At 38.4% G+C, this 23,013-nt stretch carries 18 protein-coding genes and 2 pseudogenes; 7 read left to right on the forward strand and 13 right to left on the reverse strand.

Going from position 1 to position 23,013, the window contains the following annotated elements:
- Positions 1 to 614 precede the first annotated feature (614 nt).
- The 7 genes from KTR07_RS24065 to KTR07_RS24095 all read right to left on the reverse strand — a co-directional run bounded on the left by KTR07_RS24065 (position 615) and on the right by KTR07_RS24095 (position 5,562).
- The gene (locus KTR07_RS24065) at positions 615 to 1,247 is read right to left on the reverse strand and encodes a hypothetical protein (RefSeq protein ID WP_004309326.1); all 633 of its coding nucleotides are present in this window, start codon (positions 1,245 to 1,247) and stop codon (positions 615 to 617) included.
- A gap of 550 nt (positions 1,248 to 1,797) precedes the next feature.
- Positions 1,798 to 2,310, reverse strand: a complete 513-nt coding sequence (locus tag KTR07_RS24070) for a hypothetical protein (protein WP_004309325.1) — start codon at positions 2,308 to 2,310, stop codon at positions 1,798 to 1,800.
- 117 nt (positions 2,311 to 2,427) lie between these two features.
- Positions 2,428 to 2,775 carry a hypothetical protein gene (locus KTR07_RS24075; RefSeq protein ID WP_004309324.1) on the reverse strand — a complete coding sequence of 116 codons (348 nt, stop codon included), beginning with the start codon at positions 2,773 to 2,775 and terminating at the stop codon, positions 2,428 to 2,430.
- Positions 2,776 to 2,780: 5 nt separating this feature from the next.
- Complete coding sequence (locus KTR07_RS24080; protein WP_004309323.1) at positions 2,781 to 3,533, reverse strand: ParA family protein; 753 nt, start codon at positions 3,531 to 3,533, stop codon at positions 2,781 to 2,783.
- A gap of 383 nt (positions 3,534 to 3,916) precedes the next feature.
- Positions 3,917 to 4,504 carry a hypothetical protein gene (locus tag KTR07_RS24085; RefSeq protein WP_005826889.1) on the reverse strand — a complete coding sequence of 196 codons (588 nt, stop codon included), beginning with the start codon at positions 4,502 to 4,504 and terminating at the stop codon, positions 3,917 to 3,919.
- A 19-nt stretch (positions 4,505 to 4,523) separates the two neighbouring features.
- On the reverse strand, positions 4,524 to 4,874 hold the full coding sequence (locus tag KTR07_RS24090; protein ID WP_009275648.1) for a hypothetical protein: 351 nt from the start codon (positions 4,872 to 4,874) through the stop codon (positions 4,524 to 4,526).
- Positions 4,875 to 5,184: 310 nt separating this feature from the next.
- Positions 5,185 to 5,562: a single-stranded DNA-binding protein gene (locus tag KTR07_RS24095; RefSeq protein WP_004309321.1), complete on the reverse strand. Its 378-nt coding sequence runs from the start codon at positions 5,560 to 5,562 to the stop codon at positions 5,185 to 5,187.
- A gap of 1,165 nt (positions 5,563 to 6,727) precedes the next feature.
- On the opposite strand from KTR07_RS24095, the gene KTR07_RS24100 reads away from it, so the two are divergent.
- The 7 genes and pseudogenes from KTR07_RS24100 (at position 6,728) to KTR07_RS24130 (ending at position 14,583) form a co-directional block, all read left to right on the forward strand.
- Positions 6,728 to 7,537 (forward strand): DUF6577 family protein, encoded by an 810-nt coding sequence (locus KTR07_RS24100; RefSeq protein WP_004310962.1) that lies wholly within the window; start codon positions 6,728 to 6,730, stop codon positions 7,535 to 7,537.
- A complete protein-coding gene (locus KTR07_RS24105) occupies positions 7,527 to 8,600 on the forward strand; it encodes a nucleotidyl transferase AbiEii/AbiGii toxin family protein (protein WP_005826901.1) in 1,074 nt (357 codons plus the stop codon). Before KTR07_RS24100 ends, KTR07_RS24105 begins: the two co-directional genes overlap by 11 nt.
- Positions 8,601 to 9,941: 1,341 nt before the next feature.
- Positions 9,942 to 10,820 carry a helix-turn-helix domain-containing protein gene (locus KTR07_RS24110; RefSeq protein WP_009036663.1) on the forward strand — a complete coding sequence of 293 codons (879 nt, stop codon included), beginning with the start codon at positions 9,942 to 9,944 and terminating at the stop codon, positions 10,818 to 10,820.
- Between the two features lie 115 nt (positions 10,821 to 10,935).
- On the forward strand, positions 10,936 to 12,048 hold the full coding sequence (locus KTR07_RS24115; protein ID WP_009036662.1) for a site-specific integrase: 1,113 nt from the start codon (positions 10,936 to 10,938) through the stop codon (positions 12,046 to 12,048).
- A gap of 173 nt (positions 12,049 to 12,221) precedes the next feature.
- A pseudogene (locus KTR07_RS24120) lies at positions 12,222 to 13,009 on the forward strand (hypothetical protein).
- 121 nt (positions 13,010 to 13,130) lie between these two features.
- A complete protein-coding gene (locus KTR07_RS24125) occupies positions 13,131 to 13,508 on the forward strand; it encodes a helix-turn-helix domain-containing protein (RefSeq protein WP_009036660.1) in 378 nt (125 codons plus the stop codon).
- A gap of 2 nt (positions 13,509 to 13,510) precedes the next feature.
- Positions 13,511 to 14,583: pseudogene (locus tag KTR07_RS24130) on the forward strand (AAA family ATPase).
- 643 nt (positions 14,584 to 15,226) lie between these two features.
- Here the strand turns inward: KTR07_RS24130 and KTR07_RS24135 are convergent.
- The 6 genes from KTR07_RS24135 to KTR07_RS24160 form a co-directional block, all read right to left on the reverse strand.
- A complete protein-coding gene (locus KTR07_RS24135) occupies positions 15,227 to 16,249 on the reverse strand; it encodes a virulence RhuM family protein (protein ID WP_009036658.1) in 1,023 nt (340 codons plus the stop codon).
- A 27-nt stretch (positions 16,250 to 16,276) separates the two neighbouring features.
- Positions 16,277 to 16,786, reverse strand: coding sequence for a very short patch repair endonuclease (locus KTR07_RS24140; protein WP_009036657.1), 510 nt, complete (start codon positions 16,784 to 16,786; stop codon positions 16,277 to 16,279).
- Between the two features lie 336 nt (positions 16,787 to 17,122).
- The gene (locus tag KTR07_RS24145) at positions 17,123 to 18,082 is read right to left on the reverse strand and encodes a hypothetical protein (protein ID WP_009036656.1); all 960 of its coding nucleotides are present in this window, start codon (positions 18,080 to 18,082) and stop codon (positions 17,123 to 17,125) included.
- A 3-nt stretch (positions 18,083 to 18,085) separates the two neighbouring features.
- Complete coding sequence (locus tag KTR07_RS24150) at positions 18,086 to 19,891, reverse strand: hypothetical protein (protein WP_009036655.1); 1,806 nt, start codon at positions 19,889 to 19,891, stop codon at positions 18,086 to 18,088.
- Positions 19,888 to 20,880 carry a hypothetical protein gene (locus tag KTR07_RS24155; RefSeq protein ID WP_009036654.1) on the reverse strand — a complete coding sequence of 331 codons (993 nt, stop codon included), beginning with the start codon at positions 20,878 to 20,880 and terminating at the stop codon, positions 19,888 to 19,890. Before KTR07_RS24155 ends, KTR07_RS24150 begins: the two co-directional genes overlap by 4 nt.
- 10 nt (positions 20,881 to 20,890) lie before the next feature.
- Complete coding sequence (locus KTR07_RS24160; RefSeq protein WP_009036653.1) at positions 20,891 to 23,008, reverse strand: AIPR family protein; 2,118 nt, start codon at positions 23,006 to 23,008, stop codon at positions 20,891 to 20,893.
- Positions 23,009 to 23,013: the final 5 nt, after the last annotated feature.

Raw genomic sequence — 23,013 nt, forward strand, 5'->3', positions numbered from 1 at the left:
TTTGACAGAGGGGTGTTCTGGATATAGTCGATTCACTCGACCATGGACAGAATACCTCTATGGCAAACTGTTAGCGAATGCGGACATTGGTGTGGGCGAAGATTACAAGAAAAAGAAAACTCTAAGATTATAAAAGTCAAGGGAAGCGTCAGCTTATAAAGAAGTAAGAGCATAGCATTACAACTGTCGGGTGGGAAATGTCCTGCAACGCCAACAGCAAGTACGGCATTAAGGAGCTCTCCACTATCTTTGATAGCGGAATGCTCCTGCCGTACTTTTGACAGAGGGATGTTCTGGCTATAGTCGATCCACTCGACCATGGACAGAATATCTCTATGGCAAACTGTTTGCGAATGCGGACATTGGCGTGGGCGAAGAGTAAAAAAAGTTCTACAAATAACGTTACAGATTCAAACATATATCAGAACTGACTACGTCTTATAAACAGGAATTTTGGCTATGGAATAACAACCAACGACTTTTCAAGGAATATATTCACTACTTTCCAACCTGGAATGTAAGTATTAAAAGAGGTAATCAACCGTCAGCATACTCGATCTTCAAACAGTCCACATCGGGGCTTCCCGATATGGTCTGTTTGAATTATAACTATATCAGTCTATGTCATAACCTATCACACAATCATCATTGATAAGCAGATAATAATAACCGTTACCACAATTTCGGTATTCCTTGCTGAATCCGGCTATCATATCACCATTCTCTTTCGGTTCACACCAAAGTGTCCCGTCATAACCGCAAAAGTCAAACCTATAGCTTGAATACTTCTCTTTCTTTTTGAAGGCTTCCCTGAAGCATGCCATCACCATGTAGCCGCAATACTTCTCGATGGTGCTCAATCTGATACATTTTCCGTCAATACCTGTTCCTGTGGTTATATGGTTCTCGTAAAGGGATTTTGTCAAATCCGCACCTGCAATCCTGCGCAACCAATCATTTGTATGTGTGGCAAGTCTGGCAAGTTTCTGGTATTTGAGAATCATCTTCTTTTCTGCCTCTTCTTCATTTTCAGTGGTCGGATAATAGACTTTCTCAATGCTTGACCAGGCATTGAAAACATAACCTCGTTTGCGTTTACCTTTTGCAATAATGCCAATCACTCCCTCTCCGTCACTGCGGTTAATGAACAACTTTCTACGTTCTCCACTAATTCTGACATACAATGATGTGGGGTTCTTTTCGTTGCGAAGATACTCTTCTGCCGGATGAATCTTTTGTACTTCCATATCTATAAGTATTAAAATTAATCATTTCCCTTTTGTGAAATCATGACAATTTCAAAGGGCTTCAAATTTTCACGCTCCCGATACTGTGAGACATGGAAGATAAGACAAGTAAATGGCTGTAGATTTGTATGGAATACCCAAATCTCTGATTTGCGGAAGGTTGCCATACCAATCTGAGACACATTAGAGAATCGGTACTTGGCGTTCGGACATTCACAGTAATTTTGCGGTGAAAATCTGACAAGCCGTGAATTGTCAGCATACAAAAAGCTTATGAAATATGCTTTAATCAATTACAAGAAGGCGAATTTAGATTCAACTATAAAGGGTTTATTTCATTTGTCTATCAATGATTTAGAGAATTATCTTTCATTCATCCAATGTCCACATGTATTCATGTCCACACGTTTACATATATACACCTATACAAGTGGACTTATATACATGTTTACATATAACCATGTATTCACGTCCATATGAATACATGTATACAAAAAGCCACCACCAAATCATAAGACTTGATGATGGCTCAAAGCTATATAAGACAATATCAATTGACGTAGGCGTAATTTACGTTGAAATAGGTGTCAGAAACCTTTGCAGTCGTAATGACCATTGACCTGTCTGAGTTCGTGAAACAGTATTCAAGTGTTGCCTCGTTCGCCGGAACAATCAGAGAATAATGTTCCTTCAAATAGTCGATAACCAGACGGCTATTAGCTATCAGCTCTGTATCTATTACCGAATACAATTCCCCATTTGAAGCATAAAAGCTATATAGGATACCCTCATTACCGTTGCCGGTTTTGTAAGTGAGTTGAATAGAACCAGCTATTGTTGCCTCCGATACAAGACCATATCGCTTCATTGAAAACTCCATATAGTTCTTGACCTCGTCTATGGTTGAACTTTCAACATGATAAGGCTCCGTCCATACTTTCAACTCCGGCTGAAGCTCTTCAACATCATCCAAAATGTTGTCTTTGCCACAAGAAGTTAATACCAATGGTACTGCCATTAGGAATACTACAATGGCAAATGAGAAGTATTTATTCATATTCATAATATTTTGATTGTTATTGACTTGAATATATCTGTGTATTCACGTGTACGTGTAAACATGTATATATTGCTACACGTACACATACCTATACGTACACATGGCTACGTGTATACACGTTTACATTACATCATTGATGCTTTTGGACTTGACTTTCCGAGCCTTGCCATGCTTCGCCTCGTATGCCTCGATGCCCTGTTTCATCACATACTCCATAAAGGCACGTATAGTGAAACCCTCCTTGTAAGCTATTGCCTGTACCTTATCTACAAGTTCCCTGGAGCAGATAAAGGAGAAATGCCGCCAGGAATTGTCCAGTTGCTCTTTACGTTCTGCCTTGACTGACCGTTTTTCCTGTTTCGGAATTGGCTTGGTCTCGGGTGTTTGTTCTACTGTTTTATTGTCAGGGCTGATAGCAGCACTGCCCAAAATATTGCCAAGCAGAATGTCCATATTGTTTTTTGCCATAGTTGTTATTGGTTACGTGAAAGAATTTCCTCCGTAAGTGCAAGATAATCCTTTGCACCGTTGGAATTTAAATCATACTCGAATATACTTTTGCCACTACCGGCTGATTCAGCCAAGGCGATATTCTCACGGATGCGGGTATTCATGGTGATACTTTCGTAACGCTCCTTTACAGCCTGTTCCACTACCTTGTTCAGTTTACGATGATTGAATCTGGCGATGAACACACCTCCCAGGCGAAGCGACGGTTTGACACGTTGCAAGGTGGTGACAAATGCGTCAAGCATCCTCATGCCTTTCAAAGGAAGCAGCTCCGGTGTCATCGGTACGATGATCTCATCAGCCGCGATAAAGGCATTGGTAGTGACAATACCAAGAGAAGGCGGACAGTCAATCAGGATATAGTCATAGTCTTTCCTGAGCGGTTCAAGCAGACGGCTGAGCAGTTGCTCTCTTGCCAACAGATTGGTCAGAGCTATTTCCGCACTTGCCATTTCAAGGGAAGAAGGGACAAGGTCAAGATTCTCCCGGATATGTTTTACAGGCAAAGGAACACCGTTTACCAATGAATCAAAAATGCTCGTCTCAATTTCATCCTCATTAGGTATGAAATACAGTGTCAGGTTTGCCTGTCCGTCAAGGTCTATAAGCAGGACTTTCTTGCCTTTCATTGCCATACAAGCCCCGATAGAGGCGGTTGAAGTTGTCTTTGATACGCCACCTTTATGGTTGGCGAAAGTGATGATTTTCTGTGCCATACTATTTGTTTTTATGTTTATATGTTTCAATGTGTTCTTGTATTCCTGTTTACACGTGTACTTGTCCACATGTATCAATGTATACAAAGGTAAATGTATGATATACAAACACCTACCAATGTCTCCTAACAGTTGAAAACAGTCAGGGAAAGTATCAGGGTCATAATAATATGACTTCATCTTTGCTCACTAATCGTTGTGCTCCGCTGATTAACCGTACAAGAAGTTGTTCGTTATACACTGCCACAATTATTCCATGGCTACAGCCCCTGCATGGGGTTATAAGTTCGCAAGATGCTCCAATCAGTTCTGCGCTGTACCTGTCCATATTATCTTGTTTTTATGCAAGGACACGAGACTTGCCTCATGTCCTTGCGGGTATGTTATTCGAATGTAAAAGGGTGGATGTAGAAATAGGTCTCTTCGCTTTCGTATTCATAGCTATTGATAAAATCCACCATTTCTTTTTCACTGCGGTCTCCCTGTCCAATACCGGTCTTTGATGTCCATTCAGCTATGGCATCCTCAATGGTGTCAAAAACATCCTCACATGCATCCTCGAAAGGTTCGCCGTATGAACTCACACAACATTCTTCGGGAAAGAAATCCCCCTCGTCATGGGTATAGAACAAATCACATCCACTTTCGCAACATCTGTATGAAATACTCAGTTCATCATTCAATATCCGGTTTATTTCAAAGAAGAGTTCGTTACAGGCATCCCATGCGGTTTCTGTCTCAAATGAAAGAAGGAAATAATCATTCTCTTCGTCTTCTTCATATTCAGCCCAATAGATATGTCCTCTAACACTGATTTGCTTTTTCTCATAGTCAATGCCGTAATGCTCGGCAAGCTTGAACAGCCTTATATCCTTACTATCCACTTCCATGTCCTGAAAGGTAGTCCACAGGTTATTTACTGCTTCACGTGTCCCAGTGACCTTATAGGTCGTTGTTGCTAAATTTGCCATATCATTGAATTTTAAAAGATTACCACTCCGTATAATAACTCTGGTCGTTGTTCTCGCATTCCTCAGCCCATTCTTCATCGGTGAAGTCACTGTGCAGACATTCATCACTGCAATAGTAGGCTACTCCCATGTCAGCACAATACCCGGCACGCATCAGTCTGCCACACTCTGAACATCTTCTGCAAGCCCTGTCTGTGTCCCACCAGAAGTCAGTGAAAGACTCGGCTATGACATCCTCACTGGTGTTCTCGTCCCACTTGTCAAGGTAGAACTCTGCAAACTTGTTCAACTCCGGCTCTATGTAGAGCATCTTTTCAGTACCGCCAACAGCCTTGGTCAGTCGGCTCAGGATTGATTGGATTGTCGTCATAATATCATCTGTTTTTTTTCTTCCCTCTCGTAGATCAACTACTTCGGGAACACATATAAATTTTGTTGCACCAAGAAGGTGTCGGGGCTGTCTCTGCAAGGTTTTGCTCCAAAATACTACCCGCAGGTGTGGAGATTTTGCGGCAAAGCGAAGCCCTGACCTTGCTGATGACAAGACCGGACAATTACCTTCGCAACGGAATTTATGCCAGTTCCCCGAAGTCGGTGTATGAGGAACGAATCTCGGCAAAGAGAAGTATAAGCATAAAAAAAGCGACCCGAAGGCCGCTCTATTGGAGAGAAGAAAGGATTTACTTGCCCTTCTTGGAGTTCTTCTCCTGAGCTGCTGGAGTTTCCTCCTTTTCAACAGCTTCATAGAACCTGGTGGCTACAAATGCCACTCTGTTGCGCTTGACACCGTCGGCATCCTGCCACTCCTCCGGCTTGAAATAGCCTTCAACCGTGAGGAGTGCTCCTTTGACAAGGCGGTCAAAGGATGTAGTATTCTCATTCTTGCGCCATGTCTCGACGTTTATGAAAGCGGAAGTGCGGGTTGTTTCCTCGCCTGATTTCTCAGTGCGGCTGATTGCCAAAGGGAAACGTGCAACGCTTGCGGTTGAGAACTGATGGATGCTTGCATCCTTACCTACAAAACCAGAAACTACGAAAGAATTTTCCATTTTCTTCATAACATTGAAATTTTAGAAGTGAAACATTTATTTTTTACGTTGCCATCAAAGTTGGCAAGGATAGCAATCAGGCAAGTAATTACCGAATTATTTCACCGTCAGGCAGGAAAAGTTTTCCGAAAAGCTGCAGCTGGAAAAGTTTTTGAAAAAATTCAGGGAATAAGGTTCTGGTACTTGCAGTATGCGGCTTGCACTAACTTCGCAACAGGAAAAAGTAAGTGTCACGGCTTCGTCCAAAATGAGATGTGAAGGGAATGGCCTGATATTCTTGTGTCTGGTCATGGTAAAGAATGCTGTTCTCATAGTCAGACTCGACAGGTTTCACAGATCCATGGCAAGCAATCCGGACATAGTGAAAGCGATAACTCCCAAACTTCACCATGAACCCGGCATAGCATAGCAAGAGAAATACGAAACTCCGCACTCTGCATAAAAAGGTCTGAACACGGAAGCTATTCAAGAGGATGGAAGCCAGAGGTGAAGCACAACAAGGCTGATGCCACTCATGTGAGTGATGAAAAGGTGCAAAATCAGCAAGGAGAAAAAGAAAGGCAATGCCTATCAGTCAAAGAGCGGACTTCTGTCCTACTCTGGCTTACTGCAAGTTTAAAGTTTAGATTTACCCATGTATATATACATGTATTTTAAACTTTGGTTACAAACCTGAACAGGTTTATAAAAAGACTGACGAACAATTCATTGCGAATAGAAATATCATATGAGAAAGAAAATGGGAACTACATTTTCTCCTTACTGAAGCACCGACAGACAATGCACAACCATGTAAATATTCTCATAAAGTAGTTAACAGCCCGGATAAAAGAATTTGATAATATAAAGTCGGCAATAAATCGGTTTTATTGCCAACTTTATATTATCCTAGCAGAACAATGGAATCATTTTACAAAGAGTAAACGTAAATGGTAAGACAATGTTTTATGGTGTGATTTCAGATTGTTGATCGAGAAATATTTACCTCTTCATATTAGGAAACAGTCAAGCAGATAGGTGTAGTTTCGTTAATAAGAGATTCTACTTAATTTCTTAGTCATTTGCGGGATACTTTTAATACTATGCTTTTACAACACAAGAAAAATACCTCATATATTACATAATATGATGAATTCATAATGGTGTTACTTAATATAGAAAAACACACTAAAGAATGATTAATTGCTCAGAACTTATATATAAAGTCGGCAATAAAGTTGGTTTGTTGCCGACTTTATATTATATTTGCACTGCAATGAGTATTGACGAGAAATATAGTATTAAACAGAGCATATTGAATTATGCTCGTACTTACGGACGGATTGAAGTGCCTCAATTAGTATCAGTATTGGGGATAAAGACCAATACCGCCCGCCAGTATCTCTGTACCTTAACCAAAGAGAACAAGATAGCCCGTACAGGAAATGGTGAATACATGCTTACAGATAAACAGGTGTTCTCATTTGCTCCAACAGAAACACTGAGAAAACTATATGTCGGATTGAAAGAGAAATTGCCATTCACCGATTTCTGCATCTACGATGGCAGCATCTTCACCACACTACAACATCACGTCTCTGTGAACCATGCTATTTATGTCGAGACCAACCGGGATGCTGTAGATTCTGTTTTTTCTCTGTTGAAGGATTCAGACATGCCCGTTTATAAGCAACCGACAGCAAAGTTCATGTACGACTACGTAAACATGCATGAACCATGCATCATTGTAAAGATATTTGTCACTGAATCTCCAGTAAATAAGGTTGATGGGATGGTTACTCCTACCATCGAAAAGCTACTCGTAGATATACAGAAAGACGAAGACTTTGATTATATGCAGGGCACGGAAATCACTTATATGTATCAGACCGCCTTTGATTTGTACACAGTCAATACTCCCAAAATGCTCCGATATGCAAAACGTAGAGGAGCATACGATAGTACTTATTCATTAATAGAACAATCACAAAAATATGATAAATAAAGAATGCTTTACAGCAAGATGGATTGAAGAAAAATCCAAGGAGCTAAACTATCCGGACAAAAATATCATTGAAAAGGTCATCCATGCCTTTTCATTGCTGGACATGTTGGCGGCTTCAGGTTGCCCATTTCATTTCAAAGGTGGAAGCAGTCTGATGCTTCTTTTAAAAGAACAAAGACACAGGCTGTCTATAGATATTGATATAATATGTCCTCCAGGTACTGAAATAGAAGAGTATCTGCAATCATACAAAGACTATGGCTTTATTGACTATAAGCCGATAGAAAGAATTCAGCGTGGAACAGACATACCAAAATCGCATTCCAAATTCTTTTATCAAGTGGCTTTCCTTGATGGCATAGACCGAAAAGAAACCATCCTGCTGGACGTTCTAAATGAAGACTGTCACTACAACGAAGTCGTGACTTTACCTGTAGAAAGCCGTTTTATAAAGACAGAAGGTGAACTGAATTATGTAAAAGTACCATCCATTGGAGATATTCTCGGAGACAAGCTTACGGCGTATGCACCCAATACAACAGGTATTCCATATATCAAAAATGGTAAGGATGCCAGCATGGAGATCATCAAACAGCTATATGATATAGCCAGACTGTTCGAGAAGACAGAGGTCCTTGAAACAACGACAAAATCGTTTGTACAAATTGCAGAAGTTGAACTCTCATACAGGCATTTGCCAAACAATCCAAAACTCATTTTCGATGATATCAGACAGACTTCGCTGTGTCTGGCAACAAGGGGAAGTGAAGGAAACGGACAATTTGATGCACTACAACGTGGTATACAAAGGATCAAATCCTTCATGTTCAATGGCGGTTATTTCATTGACGATGCGATTAGAGACGCAGCACGCGCAGCCTATATCGCCACAATGATAGAGACGGGCAACACAATAATAGAAAAATACGACGGTAATCCTGCCACCATAGGCTCCCTGGATATAGCACCCACACTTCCTTCGCGACTGAATAAGCTGAAAAGGACTTCTCCTGAAGCCTATTACTATTGGGCAAAGACCAGCCATCTATTACAACAGTTGTAACTATAAACAGAAATACAATTTCAGCAAGGAGAAAAAGACCAATATAGCCCTCCATCAACCAGAACAGCATTCTGACTGATGGAGGGCTTTCTACAAGTTTAAAGTTTAGATTTACCCATGTATATATACATGTATCTTAAACTAAACTTACTTGACTGATTCAGCCATACAACAGGATAAGCCATTGAGTTTACAAGTTTAATAGAACTCATATATGTATATATGAATTGATAAACTTATTTATAAACTTCATCCCTAAGCAGAAAGTAAGTTCTTTATTCCTTTGCTAAAAAATCATGTAGCATAAATTTCTACCATATGCAGGATCAACATAACGTACATCTTTCTGAGAATCTGAAAACCTGTATATATGTGAATACCTTTTTCTCCTTGCTGAAATAATTGGCGACTAAATAAACACAGATGAGATATTGAGAAATATTTTCGATACATATTATGCGAAATAATTGATAATTACCTAATTTTGCAAAATATAGATGCATATTAGAGATAAATTCATTCGCATCTGTGTTATTAAATATTAAACTCTAATAAAATCACATCTAAATCAGGAAAGTGATGAAAAAATTGAAACTTATAAGAAAATCAGAACCGTTCATATTTCCAAATGGATAGAAACGTAAAATTTAATGGCTCAAATATGATTCAATTAGCTGTATCAAATTGAGCATCAGACTGTTTATATAACTGTGTGGGTAAATAGCTGAATGATGAAGACTCAACCAGCAATTACGCATTCAGATTGCTGGTATATAATGCAAAACACTGATAATCAATTATATAAATCATTTTCACAAGTAAGTGGAAGTAATGGCTCAAATACGAGCCAAATAGCCATTAATTATCTGACAATCAACCATATAACAAATGTGTATTGGTAAGTAACTTGTGAAAACAAAAGAAAGCAACATTTATATAGTACATAATAAACTGATTTACAACTACTTAAACTCCTATTTCCAACAATAAAATCATGGCTCAAATACCATTCCAATACAACCCAACTAACTGACATACAGATTACTAACATCTTTGCATCGGGAAATGATACATCGCAATTAACCGCAACGAATTAGAATCAACTATAATGAAGTCGCTGAATTTCAGCGGCTTTTTTATTTATCCAAAATCCAGTTCATAGCGATTGGATAGTGTTGTTCACCATATTTTTCTACCGTATTTCTACCGCGAAACAAATTGGGGTTTGTCCCCGATGTCACAGTGACACATTTGGCGACATGGGTGAACAATGGTTTACGTAGAGAGACAAAAAGGGAAATTAAATCTTTATGGTTTCACTAAAAATATGGAGAAAACAACATGGAAGTAAAAAGAATTTGTCAATGGTGTGGTAAACCTTTTATAGCTCAGAAAACCACCACCAATTATTGTAGTCCTCAATGTTCTAAACGAGGCTACAAACATCGAATGAAAGAGCGAAGAATGGAGCTCATTCAGAGTCAAGAATTGTTGGAGGTAAAGAAGATGCTGGAAAATCAAGAGTACTTTACCTTTTCACAAGCAGCTAAATTGATGGGAGTTTCTCGTCAATACATCTACAAATTAGTCAAAGAGGATAAGTTGAGAGCAAGTCGGATTAGTTCACGAATGTCTTTTATTCGAAGAGCTGATATAGAACTTTTGCTTAAATCTAAACCTTATGAACGTGTGATGTCAAAAGTCGAATTTGATATTGCTGAATATTACACTGCTGAAGAAATTGCCCAAAAATACAAGGTCAACACCAAATGGGTATGGACTTATACACGGGAGTATAATGTGCCAAAAGTAAAAATCCGCCAGTTCAACTATTACAGCAAAAAGCATATTGATGTTGCTTTTGCCAAGTACAAGACAGATAATGATCTGACCGAATGGTACACTCCCGAAGAGATAGAACAAAAGTATGGGATGAGTCGGGTTGCCATCCGCTCCCATGTCTATCGCAACAACATCCCGTCCAAGAAAGAACACGGTCAGATATTCTACTCGAAGCTACATTTTGACCTATCCAAGCAGACTGCCGAAGACAATGCTTCGGAGTACTACACCGTGCAGGAAGTCATGAAGAAATACAATCTCACAAGGGATTCTGTCTATGGCATTCTGCAGTTCCACGAAATCAAACGTGAGAAGAAAGGTCGTTTCGTGAGATTCCTGAAAGTGGAATTTGATCATGTAATGGGTGTCAGAAAATAAGCCTAAGTCTGAATTTAGGCAGACCAGAAAATGATTCTAAAAATGAGCATTGTCTGTGTCAAGCCATTACGGACATTTGCAGCAAATCAAGTATAAACTAATAATAATTGTAACTATGTTAGAATGTAAAACAGTAACATTGAGAACACGTCCCTTGAAACATGGGATGCTTTCTTTCTATTTAGATTATTATCCGGGGTATCGTGACCAAGAAACAATGAAAACCATCCGTCACGAAGGATTGAACATTTATATTTATGCCAATCCTAAGAATGAACGTGAACGCAACTTCAATGCAACTATGTCGGAAAAGGCGGAAGCCATCCGATGCCGACGCTTTGAATCTATCGTTAATGACAGGTATGATTTCTTTGACAGGCACAAACTCAAAGCGGATTTTCTGGAATACTACCGCAAGCAGCTTCGCAAGCATGACCAAAAGTGGGAATTTGTGTACCACCATTTCTACAACTTCGTTCATGGCAAATGTACTTTTGAAGAAATTGATATTGACCTTTGTAATAAGTTCCGGGAGTATCTGCTAAATGCCAAGCAACTCAGGCGTGACGACCGCATTTCAAAGAACTCTGCTTCCGGCTATTGGTCAACATTCAGGGGACTTTTGAAGATTCTTTATCGCAATCGGCTAATCAAAACCAATATCAATGACTTTTTGGATAAAATCGAAACGGAAGATACTCCAAAAGACTATCTAAGTGTGGAAGAACTTTACAAATTGGCTGAGACACCTTGCAAAAAGCCGATTCTGAAGACAGCAGCATTGTTTTCATGTTTGACCAGTCTCAGAATCAGCGATATACTATCGTTACAATGGCATGAAATCGTTGACTTTGCAGCCGGAGGGAAATGTGTCCATACAATTACCCAAAAGACCAAAACAGAGGACATCATTCCAATCAGCGACGAAGCCCTGCAATTAATCGGCTATTCTCCGGAAAAAACCGGATTAGTATTTAAAGGATTGAAACGAAGTTGGACACAGCATCCCATGAAAGAGTGGATTCGCGAAGCTGGTATAACCAAGAATATCACTTTCCACTCCTACCGAAGAACATACGCAACACTTCAAGGAGCAGCCGGCACAGACATACGTACCATTCAAAGTAATATGGCACATAGAAGTATCACCACGACACAACGGTACATGAAAGTTGTGGACAGCAACAAGCGTGAAGCCAGCAACAGAATCTCTTTAATCCGCAAGTAAGAATTAAGGTTCAAATAATCCCATTTTATAGCTCAGAGTATGATATTTTGCATCAAATCATACTCTGAGCATATTTTTTCTTAAATTCTGAACGATTATCTATTACAAACAGCAACTATTTGGAAATCTGCATATACATTTGTTTTATTGTAGAACTCAAACAGTATCAGTTTATGACGAATAGTATTAAAATTACTCCTCAAAGAACCAGTTTCATACTTTCAGTAAGTGTCATCCTTTATTGGACAACAGACTCCTATTTATATCTTAATTGCCATATCGACATGATGGAGTATTCCACTCCAGTTATTTTATATATCACGGCAATGATACTTGCCTGTGGAGTACTTCAGCGTTTCTTTTTCTGATTCATTACAAAGAATGAATTGAGTTTGTCTTTTGGCAAGCAAGTAAGACCTCTACCCGAACAAATTAAGGAGATTGATCCGGAGTGTCCAAAGGACAAGGATATAAATCGGCAATTTTAGTTGCAGAAAGTGTTGCAAAACAAGATTATATGGATAATTATGAAGTACGTGTAGCTGAAATTGAACGTAAAAAAGCCGAAAGGCAGGCAGACATTAAGCGTGTCATTCATGAATATACCACATTTGTAATGACGGAATTTCTCTCAAAAGAAGATCTTGAAATTCTGCATGAAAACATAGAGTATTTTGCGTACGGACAATCTGATTTATACAAGCCAATCCGTTCAAAAGTAGATAATTCTCTCCGTTCTATCGACCTGATGCATTTCGTATGGAACATCGGGGAGAGATTGGGCATTTCTCTTATAGATAGAGCAACATTCATACATACTATATTCCCACATGAATTAAAAGACGCTTCGATTAAATATCTGGCTAAAAATCTCCGAACATGCGGAGTTTGCAAAATAGCCCTTGATATTCCTAAAACCGGAGATTATCACTTCAAATGTATGAAAGAAGCCCAAGAATAAAAAGAAAATTCAACCGATTAGGGTTATTCAACACAGACTGAAATATTATTGCCTTCTGATAGTTGTCAGCATTACATCATTGTGTTGGTTTGCAGCATGTTTAACAAAAACAATGTTATATATGCAAAAAGACAAACTGACCTTTAATGACCTGCCTGAAGTAGTAGAAGAACTTTGCGAGAGAATCGCAAGTATGGAAACGTTGCTGGCAGAAAAACTTCATCAGCAGCATAACGAGGCAAAAAAGGATACCCATGTCCCAATGACCGTTGATGAAGTCTGCGAATACTTAGGTATCTCGAAATCATCCTTTTATTACAAAGCCAAACATGGTGGTATTCCAATCATCAAACAAGGAAAACACTTGTTTGTCTATCGTGATGAATTGGACAAATGGTTGGAAAGCGGAAGAAAAGGAGAAACGCCTATAAGCATAGAGGAAGAACACGCCCGAATGCTTGCAACTACACGTCGCAAAGCCAATCCTAAAAGCTGGTGAGTATGGAAACGGTAGCACCCATTGAAGATCTTGCTCAGGTCGCTACAAGATGGCAAGATACCATGCTCAGTTTGGAAAAGGAGTACGAACAGGAGCCGGAAGTTCTGAAAATAGGCGGAGTACCTATCGGGACATTGGGAAATTTCAGTGCATCCATAGGCAAGGCTAAAAGCAAAAAGACTTTCAATGTTTCCGCTATGGTGGCAGCAGCTTTGTCAGGGAAGGAAATTCTTAACTACACAACGGACTTCCCTGAAGGAAAGAACCGCATCCTTTACATCGACACAGAACAAAGTCAAAACCATTGTATGATTGTGATGCATCGTATCATGAAACTGGCAGAGTTGCCGGCTAATGAGGATTGCGACCGTTTCTATTTTCTCGCTCTACGCAAGTTCAATCCGAAGGAGCGTTTGGCTATCATAGATGATGCCATCAATCAGATTGAGGGTCTCGGTTTCGTGGTGATTGACGGAATCCGCGACTTGGTTTATGACATTAATTCTCCGAGCGAAGCCACGTGCGTAATCTCCAAACTCATGCAGTGGACTGACGAATACCAGATTCATCTTCACACCATCCTTCACCAGAACAAAAGCGATGAAAATGCCCGTGGGCACATCGGCACGGAAATCAACAACAAAGCGGAAACGGTCATTCAAATTGAAAAAGACAAAGATGACAGCAACATCAGCAAAGTGGAAAGTGTGCACACCCGTTCCAAAGACTTTCTGCCATTCGCTTTCTGCATCAATGACCAATCACTTCCCGAACTTCTGCCGGACTATGTGCCGACAAAAAAGAGCGTAGGTCGTCCCAAGCAGGAACCGTTCTCCCCTTATAAAGACATCCACGAAGCCATCCATCGCAAGGCCTCGAATTGGCTTTTGACGGAAAAGAGATGATTTCGGGATATAAGGCTTTGGAAGAAGAACTGACCACTGCCTACGAACTGGCAGGAACGAAATTTAATCACAACAAGATTGTGAAGATAATTAAGTTTCTCACGAACAAACGGATGGTGGTTCAGGAAAGCCGTGGCATTTATCGGTTCATGCCGGATTACCATTATTGACTCTCCACTTGACTTTATTCTAAAAGTGTCCATTCGTATATAAGTCAAAGTCTAAGTGCAACGACTGGTTTCATAATAATCCACGGAATCGGTCGTTGCCATTGATTGGGCTTGCCCGTTGTACAGACATTATCTTGTATGGGGAGCCTAATACCCCAAGCGACCAATAGGTCGTTTGAGAGTGCCAAATCTCTCAGCAAGCTGATTGGTGATAAAAAGGCGTTATTTGAGCCTTTTATCTTTTCGCCAGCCATCGCAAAAACGAAATTTGTATACTTAATTGCTCACAGGGCTTGCCCATTATACAAATCTTATTGAGTTAGGGTAACTCAATACCCCAAGCAATAAATCGCTCGTGAGACTTTGCCAATCCTCTGCAAGCTAGATTTGGCATTATTGCGGTTTTGGAGTGTATTTCAGTAGTGCTTTTACGAACTCTTTTATGAACCCTACTGGTTCTTTTATGAACTCTTATGTGAACTCTTTTCTTGCTTTTAAGTGGTATACTGGAGTAACGTCGGTCACCATAAATGCAGATACTAAATGATGAAAACAGAACTATTGTCCGAACACTTGACAATTTAACGACATGAATCTGCCATATCCCAAAGGCGATTTTGCCAACCTCAAAATGACATTATAATTATTCAATATCTAATGCAGGAAGACTATTATCTTCAAATCTATCAAAGTCAGATTGAAAAAGACGGTCTTGAATGATCCTATACTTTTCAAACTCTGATTCAGCAAACTCTTTGGCATATTCGGCAGAAACCTTTCCGCTATCCTGTAATATCGGGCTCTCAAATAAATTAATGAATTTGTCTATTCGCTTTGCCCAATCTTCCATTGTCATAGGTATATGACGCATAGCCATACTTTCTGCCATATCAAGGGACGCATTGACTATCCTACCCATTTCTTCTAATTCTTTTTCTCGCAAATAGTTCTTTGCTACAGACACATCTGTTTTGACAATTTTTCCATTCGGAGCGTTTTCCCAAGTGGTCAATCCCATGTGTTCCTTATTCGCATCAGCTCGTTCGACTATCAACTCCGCAGCAGTATGCCCATGCACAGCATAGTGCATTTTGTTCTGTACCTTTTTGAAGAAAAGACGAGTTGTCGGAGCATCTTTGTTATAGTCTATAGCCGTAGCATAAATATCGGTCAGTTTCTGATAAAAACGACGCTCACTCAGCCTTATCTCCCTTATTTCGGCAAGCAAATGTTCAAAGTAATCTACACCTAAGAAAGCCCCGTTCTCCATTCGCTTATGATCAAGTACATATCCACGGATGGCAAACTGACGGAGTACAAACGTACACCACTGACGGAACTGTGTGGCACGAACAGAATTGACGCGATACCCGACACTGATAATGGCATCAAGATTATAGAACATTGTTTGATAATTTTTCCCGTCTGCGGCAGTTGCCGAGTTTTTCTCGGTAACTGAATCTTTGACAAGTTCTCCGGATGCGAATATGTTTTTTAAGTGCAGACTAATATTGTCAGTGGAGCAATCAAAAAGCTGCGCCATCGCCTTTTGTGTTGCCCAAATGGTCTCATCTTTATACATCACTTGAATCCCATCCTCTTTGCCTTCAAACATGAAGATAAGAAACTCAGCTGTACTATTTCGTATTTCTATATTCTTTGCCATAATTTAAATTATCACCTTCGCAATTATTCATTTCGATTTGCCATAACTTTCAATGGGTTCTGCCACCATGCTATATTCTTCTTCAGTTGTCTCATATGATTTGATTCTTCTATCCTCAAGATAAATATGGTAAAGCGTGTATTCTAAAGCCTCTAAAGTCTGTTGGCGGACTTTCGGTTTCAACTGACATTCCCAAATGGTAATACAATGCCACCCCATCGAAGTTAGCAGTTGCCGTTCCTCTATATCTCTACTCCGATTACGCTCAATTTTATTCTTCCAAAACTCAACATTTGTCTTTGGTAGAACGTAGTATTTGCATCCTTCGTGACCGTGCCAAAAGCAGCCATTTACGAAAATAACAGTTCTGTATTTACGTAAAACCAAATCGGGATGTCCTGGAAGCCGTGGGTGATTCAGCCTATACCGAAAGCCACGGCCGAACAAGAACTTTCTCACCAATAATTCCGGTTTCGTGTTCTTGCCCTTTATCGCAGACATGCAACGATGACGCTGTTCCTTGGTCAATTTATCCATTTATTAACATATTACTGACAGTTATCTATTATTCTACAAATCTATCTATACATCCCTTTACTTTTTGTGGAAGATTCGAGAATTCTTGCGTTACTATTATTCCTCGTTCATCAATTGATTCAATATAGTCTTCTAACAATTCAATATCTTCAAAGGACATCCCGTACCTTAACATCCATATATGTTTCGTATTGTAAGTACCATATTTTGTCAAATTAGCCATTTTTTCGGCTTGTTCATCCGGACAACGTTCATTGTATTTGACGAATGCTACTTGAAAGATATTGCACAAAATAATGTCCCTAATTTATGCAACGTTTATTGATGATTTTCATTTTACTTTTTTATTATTTCATCGATTGGTAGCATATATATATAATCTTCCGGATTCGAATAGGATTCAGTATTATACTGATTTGCTAAAGCGTAACAAATTTGCACATCAGGATATTTCTGGGCAATAGCCGCTATAGAAAGAGTTGATAGTTTATTGTTCATTGGACTGATTACTATATTATAATCTTTCCTATTCTCGTCAACAATCTTACCAATTTCTTTGATATTTTGCTCCAGATTTTTACATGAGAATTGAAAATTTGAAGCTCGAGAATTTTTTTCAAGTAATTTTTCGAAATTCGAACGATTAATTTCGCTTAGAGATTCATTATGACTTTCTGTTGGCGAAGCCATACCTAAATATAACTTACTAGGCTCGAAAACCTCTATCAATGTTTGAGCACGTTCATATTCAAAACCGACTAATATAATTAGTAACAAATCCTTTATTGGTGACATATCGCCAGAATAGCCAACAACAGAACGTATTGTCCTTACCCCTTTACTAAGCCAAGGTAACGAAGTACCCTCTTCATAGGATGAGTATCTACTCGACGGACAATAACACAGATGTATATCAGTAAATTCAACTATTGAAGAGGATAAGATTTTTATTATTATCAACAATGTTTCTCTAGTAAATGTTGATACATCAACATATAGGTGTTCTTTTTTGCTTGTTGTTATTGCATCAAACAAATTATCATAATTATCCAACGGATTCTCAAGAGAGAGTTCTATGATAGAAGATCGTCCTATGAATAGTTCTTTTAAACACTCAGCATTCTTCTCTGTTTCTGTATAGTTATTTGGAAAGTAGCAAATAACAGCCTCAATAGATTCATTCTTGGAAATCTCATTAGGTATTATTAAACATCTTTTCTCAAAACTTGAACTACAAATAAACAAAGAATCGTTAACTATCTCTTTATCTATACTGTTTATTAATATTTTTTTCATATCTTAAATAGGATTATTACCGTCAAACAATAGTAATTGAGTAGCCGAAGAACTGTCATCTTCGGTAAATTTAAACTGTGCTAAAAATCTCTTAGTATCAATCATTGCCATTCTCAATTTGGCGCTATCCATAAATTTGTAACCGGCAAAACTTGTAGCATCCAACTTGAAATGAGGTGCCAAAATTCTACTTAATATGATTAAGCGATTTCTTCCAGTACCTGTTTTATTTCCAATTGTACTTTTATGGAAATAACCCAGCTGTTCTCCCATGTCAATTATTTCATTCATTTCGTCATCTGGAGTATCTGTAATTGCCACAGAGAACACTCTTCTTTCTGAGGAATTAGAAGTAAGCTGCAAATGAAATAATTGTCCCAAAGAGTCTATCATTCGATATAATTTTTCCAATTGTATTTGCCTAGTGTTATTATTGTCAATATCTTTTTTAAGTTTTTCAAACTCACCAACCAAATAGTTGTTAGAGTATTTTTTTATAACTTCATCTTGAATAGAAGGTTTGATGCTGGTAATATTATCTTCATTTGCTCCAAGTTCTGTAATTGCTAACGAATACATTTCTTGCGCAGGAGCTAAGAAATGTCGAATAATACCGGAAGACACAGCTACAAGTTGATCAAAACCAGCATAGCTATATGTAGAGCCTGCTTTATGATTCTGTTGCAACCGTGTTATATATTCAGGTCTTGCATAGCGTCTTGCTGCATCCCCACCTGCATATTTTTTCTCAGGATCTGCATAATCTATCAACATCTGATTATATATCTCTTGAATCTTTAGCTCTTGTTCTTTATCCTCTGGAAAGAAATCTTTTGTCTCAATATCAAGGTTCAAATATCTCTTTAGTCTTTTCTTAACAATTTCTTGAAGTCGTTCATTATACTTACTTTTACTACTTGAATAAACTGTAGAAATGTTTATCTCAGAATAATCATGAGGTGCGTCTATTCTTTTCTCGTTATTCGTCAAATGTGTTTTATAATCTAACTGGGTAGAGATCTTAAAACATATGTCTTTTGTTGTGCGATATGACACCCAAGTGTTCAACACCTTTGTTTGAGCCACATTTAGATAGCCAGCATCGTCAATCAAAATATACAAAGGTTTATCTTGAGGGAAAAATGGTAAAGATTTTAAAGACACAAGTAGTGGTTTCATAAAATCTATGAAATCAACAATTGGTCCATCATATGGAATAGAAGTATCTTTTGACAAAGCTATTTTATTGCAATAGATTCGACAGGAACGATTTATCCGTTCTACCTCTTTTGCCATTAACTCCATCATTGTTAGTCCATCCTTGTCTGTATCGTTTGGTAATTCAACAATGTTGTTAACACCGCAGTAAGAAAGAACATCCCGAAAATCAGTATTATAATATTGCCATATCTGCTCTTTATAATCATTTAATATATTCCCCAAATAGCATCCAACCGACTTATACACATTAGACATTACGTATGTCGTTAACAAGTGCTCATTTAATATAATTTCGGCATGAATCTCAAGGCGCGCCAAGTCAGGAATATTTATATTTGTTAGTTTTATAGGAACGTATACAGCAAAATAATCCAGCTCAGATATTTGGCAATGCTTGGCTAAACACTGACAATCTGGTTGTATGTAGCGGAACATCATACTTTTACCTGAACCTCTTGGACCATTAATAAATGTATGTCCTTTTTCTAATACTTGATAAAAGTCAGGAAAAACATCAACAAATAAATCGACAACATCCTGAGCGGAGTTCTGTTCTGGAGTCTTTATTTCAAATGGATTTTCTTTCATAATGAACTATTTACACATTGATGAACATAATCACCTGTTAATTTGTTGTTACTTCGTTCTAATTGTGCCCCACAATACTCAAAAACATTATTTATTGATAACGTTGGATATCCCTTTTCCTCTATACGATAAGATATTGTATCAAAGAAAGGTTCAAACCCTTCATCTATAAATTCTATAGAAATAATAATCGAATGGAATTGATACTCATAGCTAACAAAACGATTATAGTACAAACATTCCTGGAATGTCTTGAATGTTCTTGTATATATTTCATCCAACAAATAAATAGAAGACTCACCTTTCTTATATCTATTTTGAACTTGATTCTTAGTGAGAGAAAAGCCCATCTGAATACAATGACTGTCTTTATCTGGATTGAAGTTGTACAAACTTTCAGAGAAAGCATGATACAATTTGCTATCCTCAGGTATTAAGTCCTTTTTTAGCAAGTAAGAAGACGCACGACTGTTTTCATCCGCAAGTTCATCACCAAATCTTAACAAAGCTGCTAGTTCACGGATTCTCACATCATGCCCCGAGATAGAGGTCTTGTATGGCAAATTCCCAATCGGATCATTTTTGCCTGAATGCGCTTTAGCTATATCCCCAATAATTTTTCTCTCAATTGTATCAACGTTTAAATTTTCCAGAAGATATCTGCCAGATTTTTCATGACCGTCTCTGCCATTAAAGATATGTCCCGCATCATGAATTTGAATCGCGACCAATAGTATAAAGCATTCATATGGAGTAAGGTATGAACAATCTTTCAGTATGGAAGATACTTTAACCATAACCATTTTTACATGATTAGCACTGTGATCATTTAGATACACAGTATTATCCAGTCTTGTAGTAATCGCTTTAACTTCATTATGGATCTCTGAATTCATAAACTGTTTAAAAGTGCGATATATAGCAACATAGTCTTTTTCCGATGGAAAATCCTGACTGCTTTTTGTTTCAAAATATTCTTCTAAATTCATTTTACATTATTTACGGCATTACATATCCCTTATCTTCAACATTGCTGACAATCTTCAAGAGTCTCTTACATTGGGCAGACGAAGGAAGAACCATTTTAGCTATAAATCTAGTTGCAATAGACTTAATAAAATCAAGGTCTCCGTACGAGAGAACATTTTCTTTTAAAAGTTCGTTATAAACCCTCATCCAATAGTCAGCACCCAAATTAAATATCTCAACGCTTGCTTCAATGTTTGAATTGAATTTGTGCGCTCGTTTAGCAGCAGCTTCTGTTGTTTTAATCTCCTTTTGGGAAACAAGGGATTTAATAAATTCGTCAGAGAGTTCAAACGGAACTTTCTTATAGTCATCCCAAACTGCAAGCGTTCTGGATATCGTTCTAACAAGGCCTCCACCAGCTTGTTTTGTCAAAAACTTCTGTGTATCAAAAGCTAAACGAATCAACTCATTTGCAAGAGCCGGATACAGTGTCTGTTTATTCCAAATCGTAACCCAGTCAAGATCGGCATCCTTTGGCAAAATTGATATCAGTTTTGCAATTGTGTATGGCACAATCTGAGCTTTATCTCCTCCTTTAGGATACCATTCGGACTTATTGATCATTACGTCCAATTCATCAAACATAATGACGGAGCAGATTCCTTTCTTAAAGAACACCTCATTAATACTATCCTTTGATTTATCATAAAGTTCTTCAACATAATCCGCAAAACGATTGAAGTTGATGGCAGAGCTTTGACAAACCTGGTGAGGATTCATACGAATAGTATTCAAACATTTCGCCAGCTTTTCCTTCTTGACAACCTGATTTTTCGGACTTTTCTCGCAGAAGGTTTTTCGTTGCGCTTGTGTAAGTTTCATTTGTTCCTGTTCCCATTTTCCACGAGAACGCTCGTAGAACCAACGAGTCTGATATGGTTTACCTGCAACAGGAGGAGCAAGAACCTTTTGCGATAGTTTCTCCATCATTACATGGAATGGGTGATTAGAGAAAAAATCGGCATCCGAAACAGGATTTTGGCAATTAGCGCATTTTGAGATTGTTTTAGTAATATTGTTATAACGTTCAACCTCTTCCTCAGACATATCGTTGTCCACATTCAGCACAGTCAGCTTCATCGGAACAAACAAATTGTCCATGCCTTTTTTGTCCTCTTTGCGAATAATTGCATTAGCTAACGAAGCGGTTGTCTGACCACCATTTATAATTTGTAAATCCTTAAAATGAGTAATTCGAGTGTTATCTGCAGAAAAACCTATTGAACGGGCAACAATAGCAATGCCGTTATTATAGGTAAAGAAATTCTCTGGACTATTAATGATAGTATTTCGGATACCCTTGTTTACCTTACCACGAACACTCAGGAAAGCCCGCACATTGCCTTGCAATAATTTACTCCCATATTTCAAATAGATATCTGCCAAGAACTTTCCTGGAACAATTCCAAGATATGCATCATAGTCGCTACTATCTCCTAAATCTGCTTTTAGATATTGAATCCCCTCGCAATCAAAATCTTTTGTATCAAACTCAACAATCTCACTTGCATCGGACATAAATGTTTGGAACAGCCGTTCCAGCGTCCAGATATTTAACTCTACCGGTCTCTCAAGAAAATCTTCTTGAGAGACACTCTTCACCTGCTTACTAAGAATCGAGTTAGAAATAATATAAAACTTGAAGCGAAGAATCTCTGTGTCCAACAGTCCTTTGCCAATTTTCTTTCGAAATTCTTTTGCTAAAATAATGGCAGGATCAGAATCGTCACAATAGTCACTCATCTTGCCGTTGACAACTTCGTCAAGGAAATTGCACATGTGAGTATACAAATCCACGATGCGGGTATTGGTCAACGTGTTTACGGCATCACGCTCATTGGTAAAATCACTTGCAATCAATATGAGTGCACTGTCAGCTTCGTCGTAAGCATAAGCATCAAAAGCCATGATACGACCACGCTTGCCTCTCATTTCAATAGACATCGGCATCGGATCATTAAATTCCCCGATAGATTCCAGTTCTTCTAATGTTTTTAGAATAAACTGAGTTTCCGGTTCTGTTCCTTCGTGATCGGCATCAAATCTAAGCTGATCAATAAATTGCGCTCTATATTCTTCAATCTCCATAGTGT

Source organism: Bacteroides sp. MSK.20.82 (genome assembly GCF_019052485.1).
GTDB classification, from domain to species: Bacteria; Bacteroidota; Bacteroidia; order Bacteroidales; family Bacteroidaceae; genus Bacteroides; species Bacteroides thetaiotaomicron.

Coding starts and splice junctions, on each gene's coding strand:
- KTR07_RS24065 (WP_004309326.1), bottom strand. CDS start 1,247: ATGGAAGTACAAAAGATTCATCCGGCAGAAGAGTATCTTCGCAACGAA.
- KTR07_RS24070 (WP_004309325.1), bottom strand. CDS start 2,310: ATGAATATGAATAAATACTTCTCATTTGCCATTGTAGTATTCCTAATG.
- KTR07_RS24075 (WP_004309324.1), bottom strand. CDS start 2,775: ATGGCAAAAAACAATATGGACATTCTGCTTGGCAATATTTTGGGCAGT.
- KTR07_RS24080 (WP_004309323.1), bottom strand. CDS start 3,533: ATGGCACAGAAAATCATCACTTTCGCCAACCATAAAGGTGGCGTATCA.
- KTR07_RS24085 (WP_005826889.1), bottom strand. CDS start 4,504: ATGGCAAATTTAGCAACAACGACCTATAAGGTCACTGGGACACGTGAA.
- KTR07_RS24090 (WP_009275648.1), bottom strand. CDS start 4,874: ATGACGACAATCCAATCAATCCTGAGCCGACTGACCAAGGCTGTTGGC.
- KTR07_RS24095 (WP_004309321.1), bottom strand. CDS start 5,562: ATGAAGAAAATGGAAAATTCTTTCGTAGTTTCTGGTTTTGTAGGTAAG.
- KTR07_RS24100 (WP_004310962.1), top strand. CDS start 6,728: ATGATTAATTGCTCAGAACTTATATATAAAGTCGGCAATAAAGTTGGT.
- KTR07_RS24105 (WP_005826901.1), top strand. CDS start 7,527: ATGATAAATAAAGAATGCTTTACAGCAAGATGGATTGAAGAAAAATCC.
- KTR07_RS24110 (WP_009036663.1), top strand. CDS start 9,942: ATGGAAGTAAAAAGAATTTGTCAATGGTGTGGTAAACCTTTTATAGCT.
- KTR07_RS24115 (WP_009036662.1), top strand. CDS start 10,936: ATGTTAGAATGTAAAACAGTAACATTGAGAACACGTCCCTTGAAACAT.
- KTR07_RS24125 (WP_009036660.1), top strand. CDS start 13,131: ATGCAAAAAGACAAACTGACCTTTAATGACCTGCCTGAAGTAGTAGAA.
- KTR07_RS24135 (WP_009036658.1), bottom strand. CDS start 16,249: ATGGCAAAGAATATAGAAATACGAAATAGTACAGCTGAGTTTCTTATC.
- KTR07_RS24140 (WP_009036657.1), bottom strand. CDS start 16,786: ATGGATAAATTGACCAAGGAACAGCGTCATCGTTGCATGTCTGCGATA.
- KTR07_RS24145 (WP_009036656.1), bottom strand. CDS start 18,082: ATGAAAAAAATATTAATAAACAGTATAGATAAAGAGATAGTTAACGAT.
- KTR07_RS24150 (WP_009036655.1), bottom strand. CDS start 19,891: ATGAAAGAAAATCCATTTGAAATAAAGACTCCAGAACAGAACTCCGCT.
- KTR07_RS24155 (WP_009036654.1), bottom strand. CDS start 20,880: ATGAATTTAGAAGAATATTTTGAAACAAAAAGCAGTCAGGATTTTCCA.
- KTR07_RS24160 (WP_009036653.1), bottom strand. CDS start 23,008: ATGGAGATTGAAGAATATAGAGCGCAATTTATTGATCAGCTTAGATTT.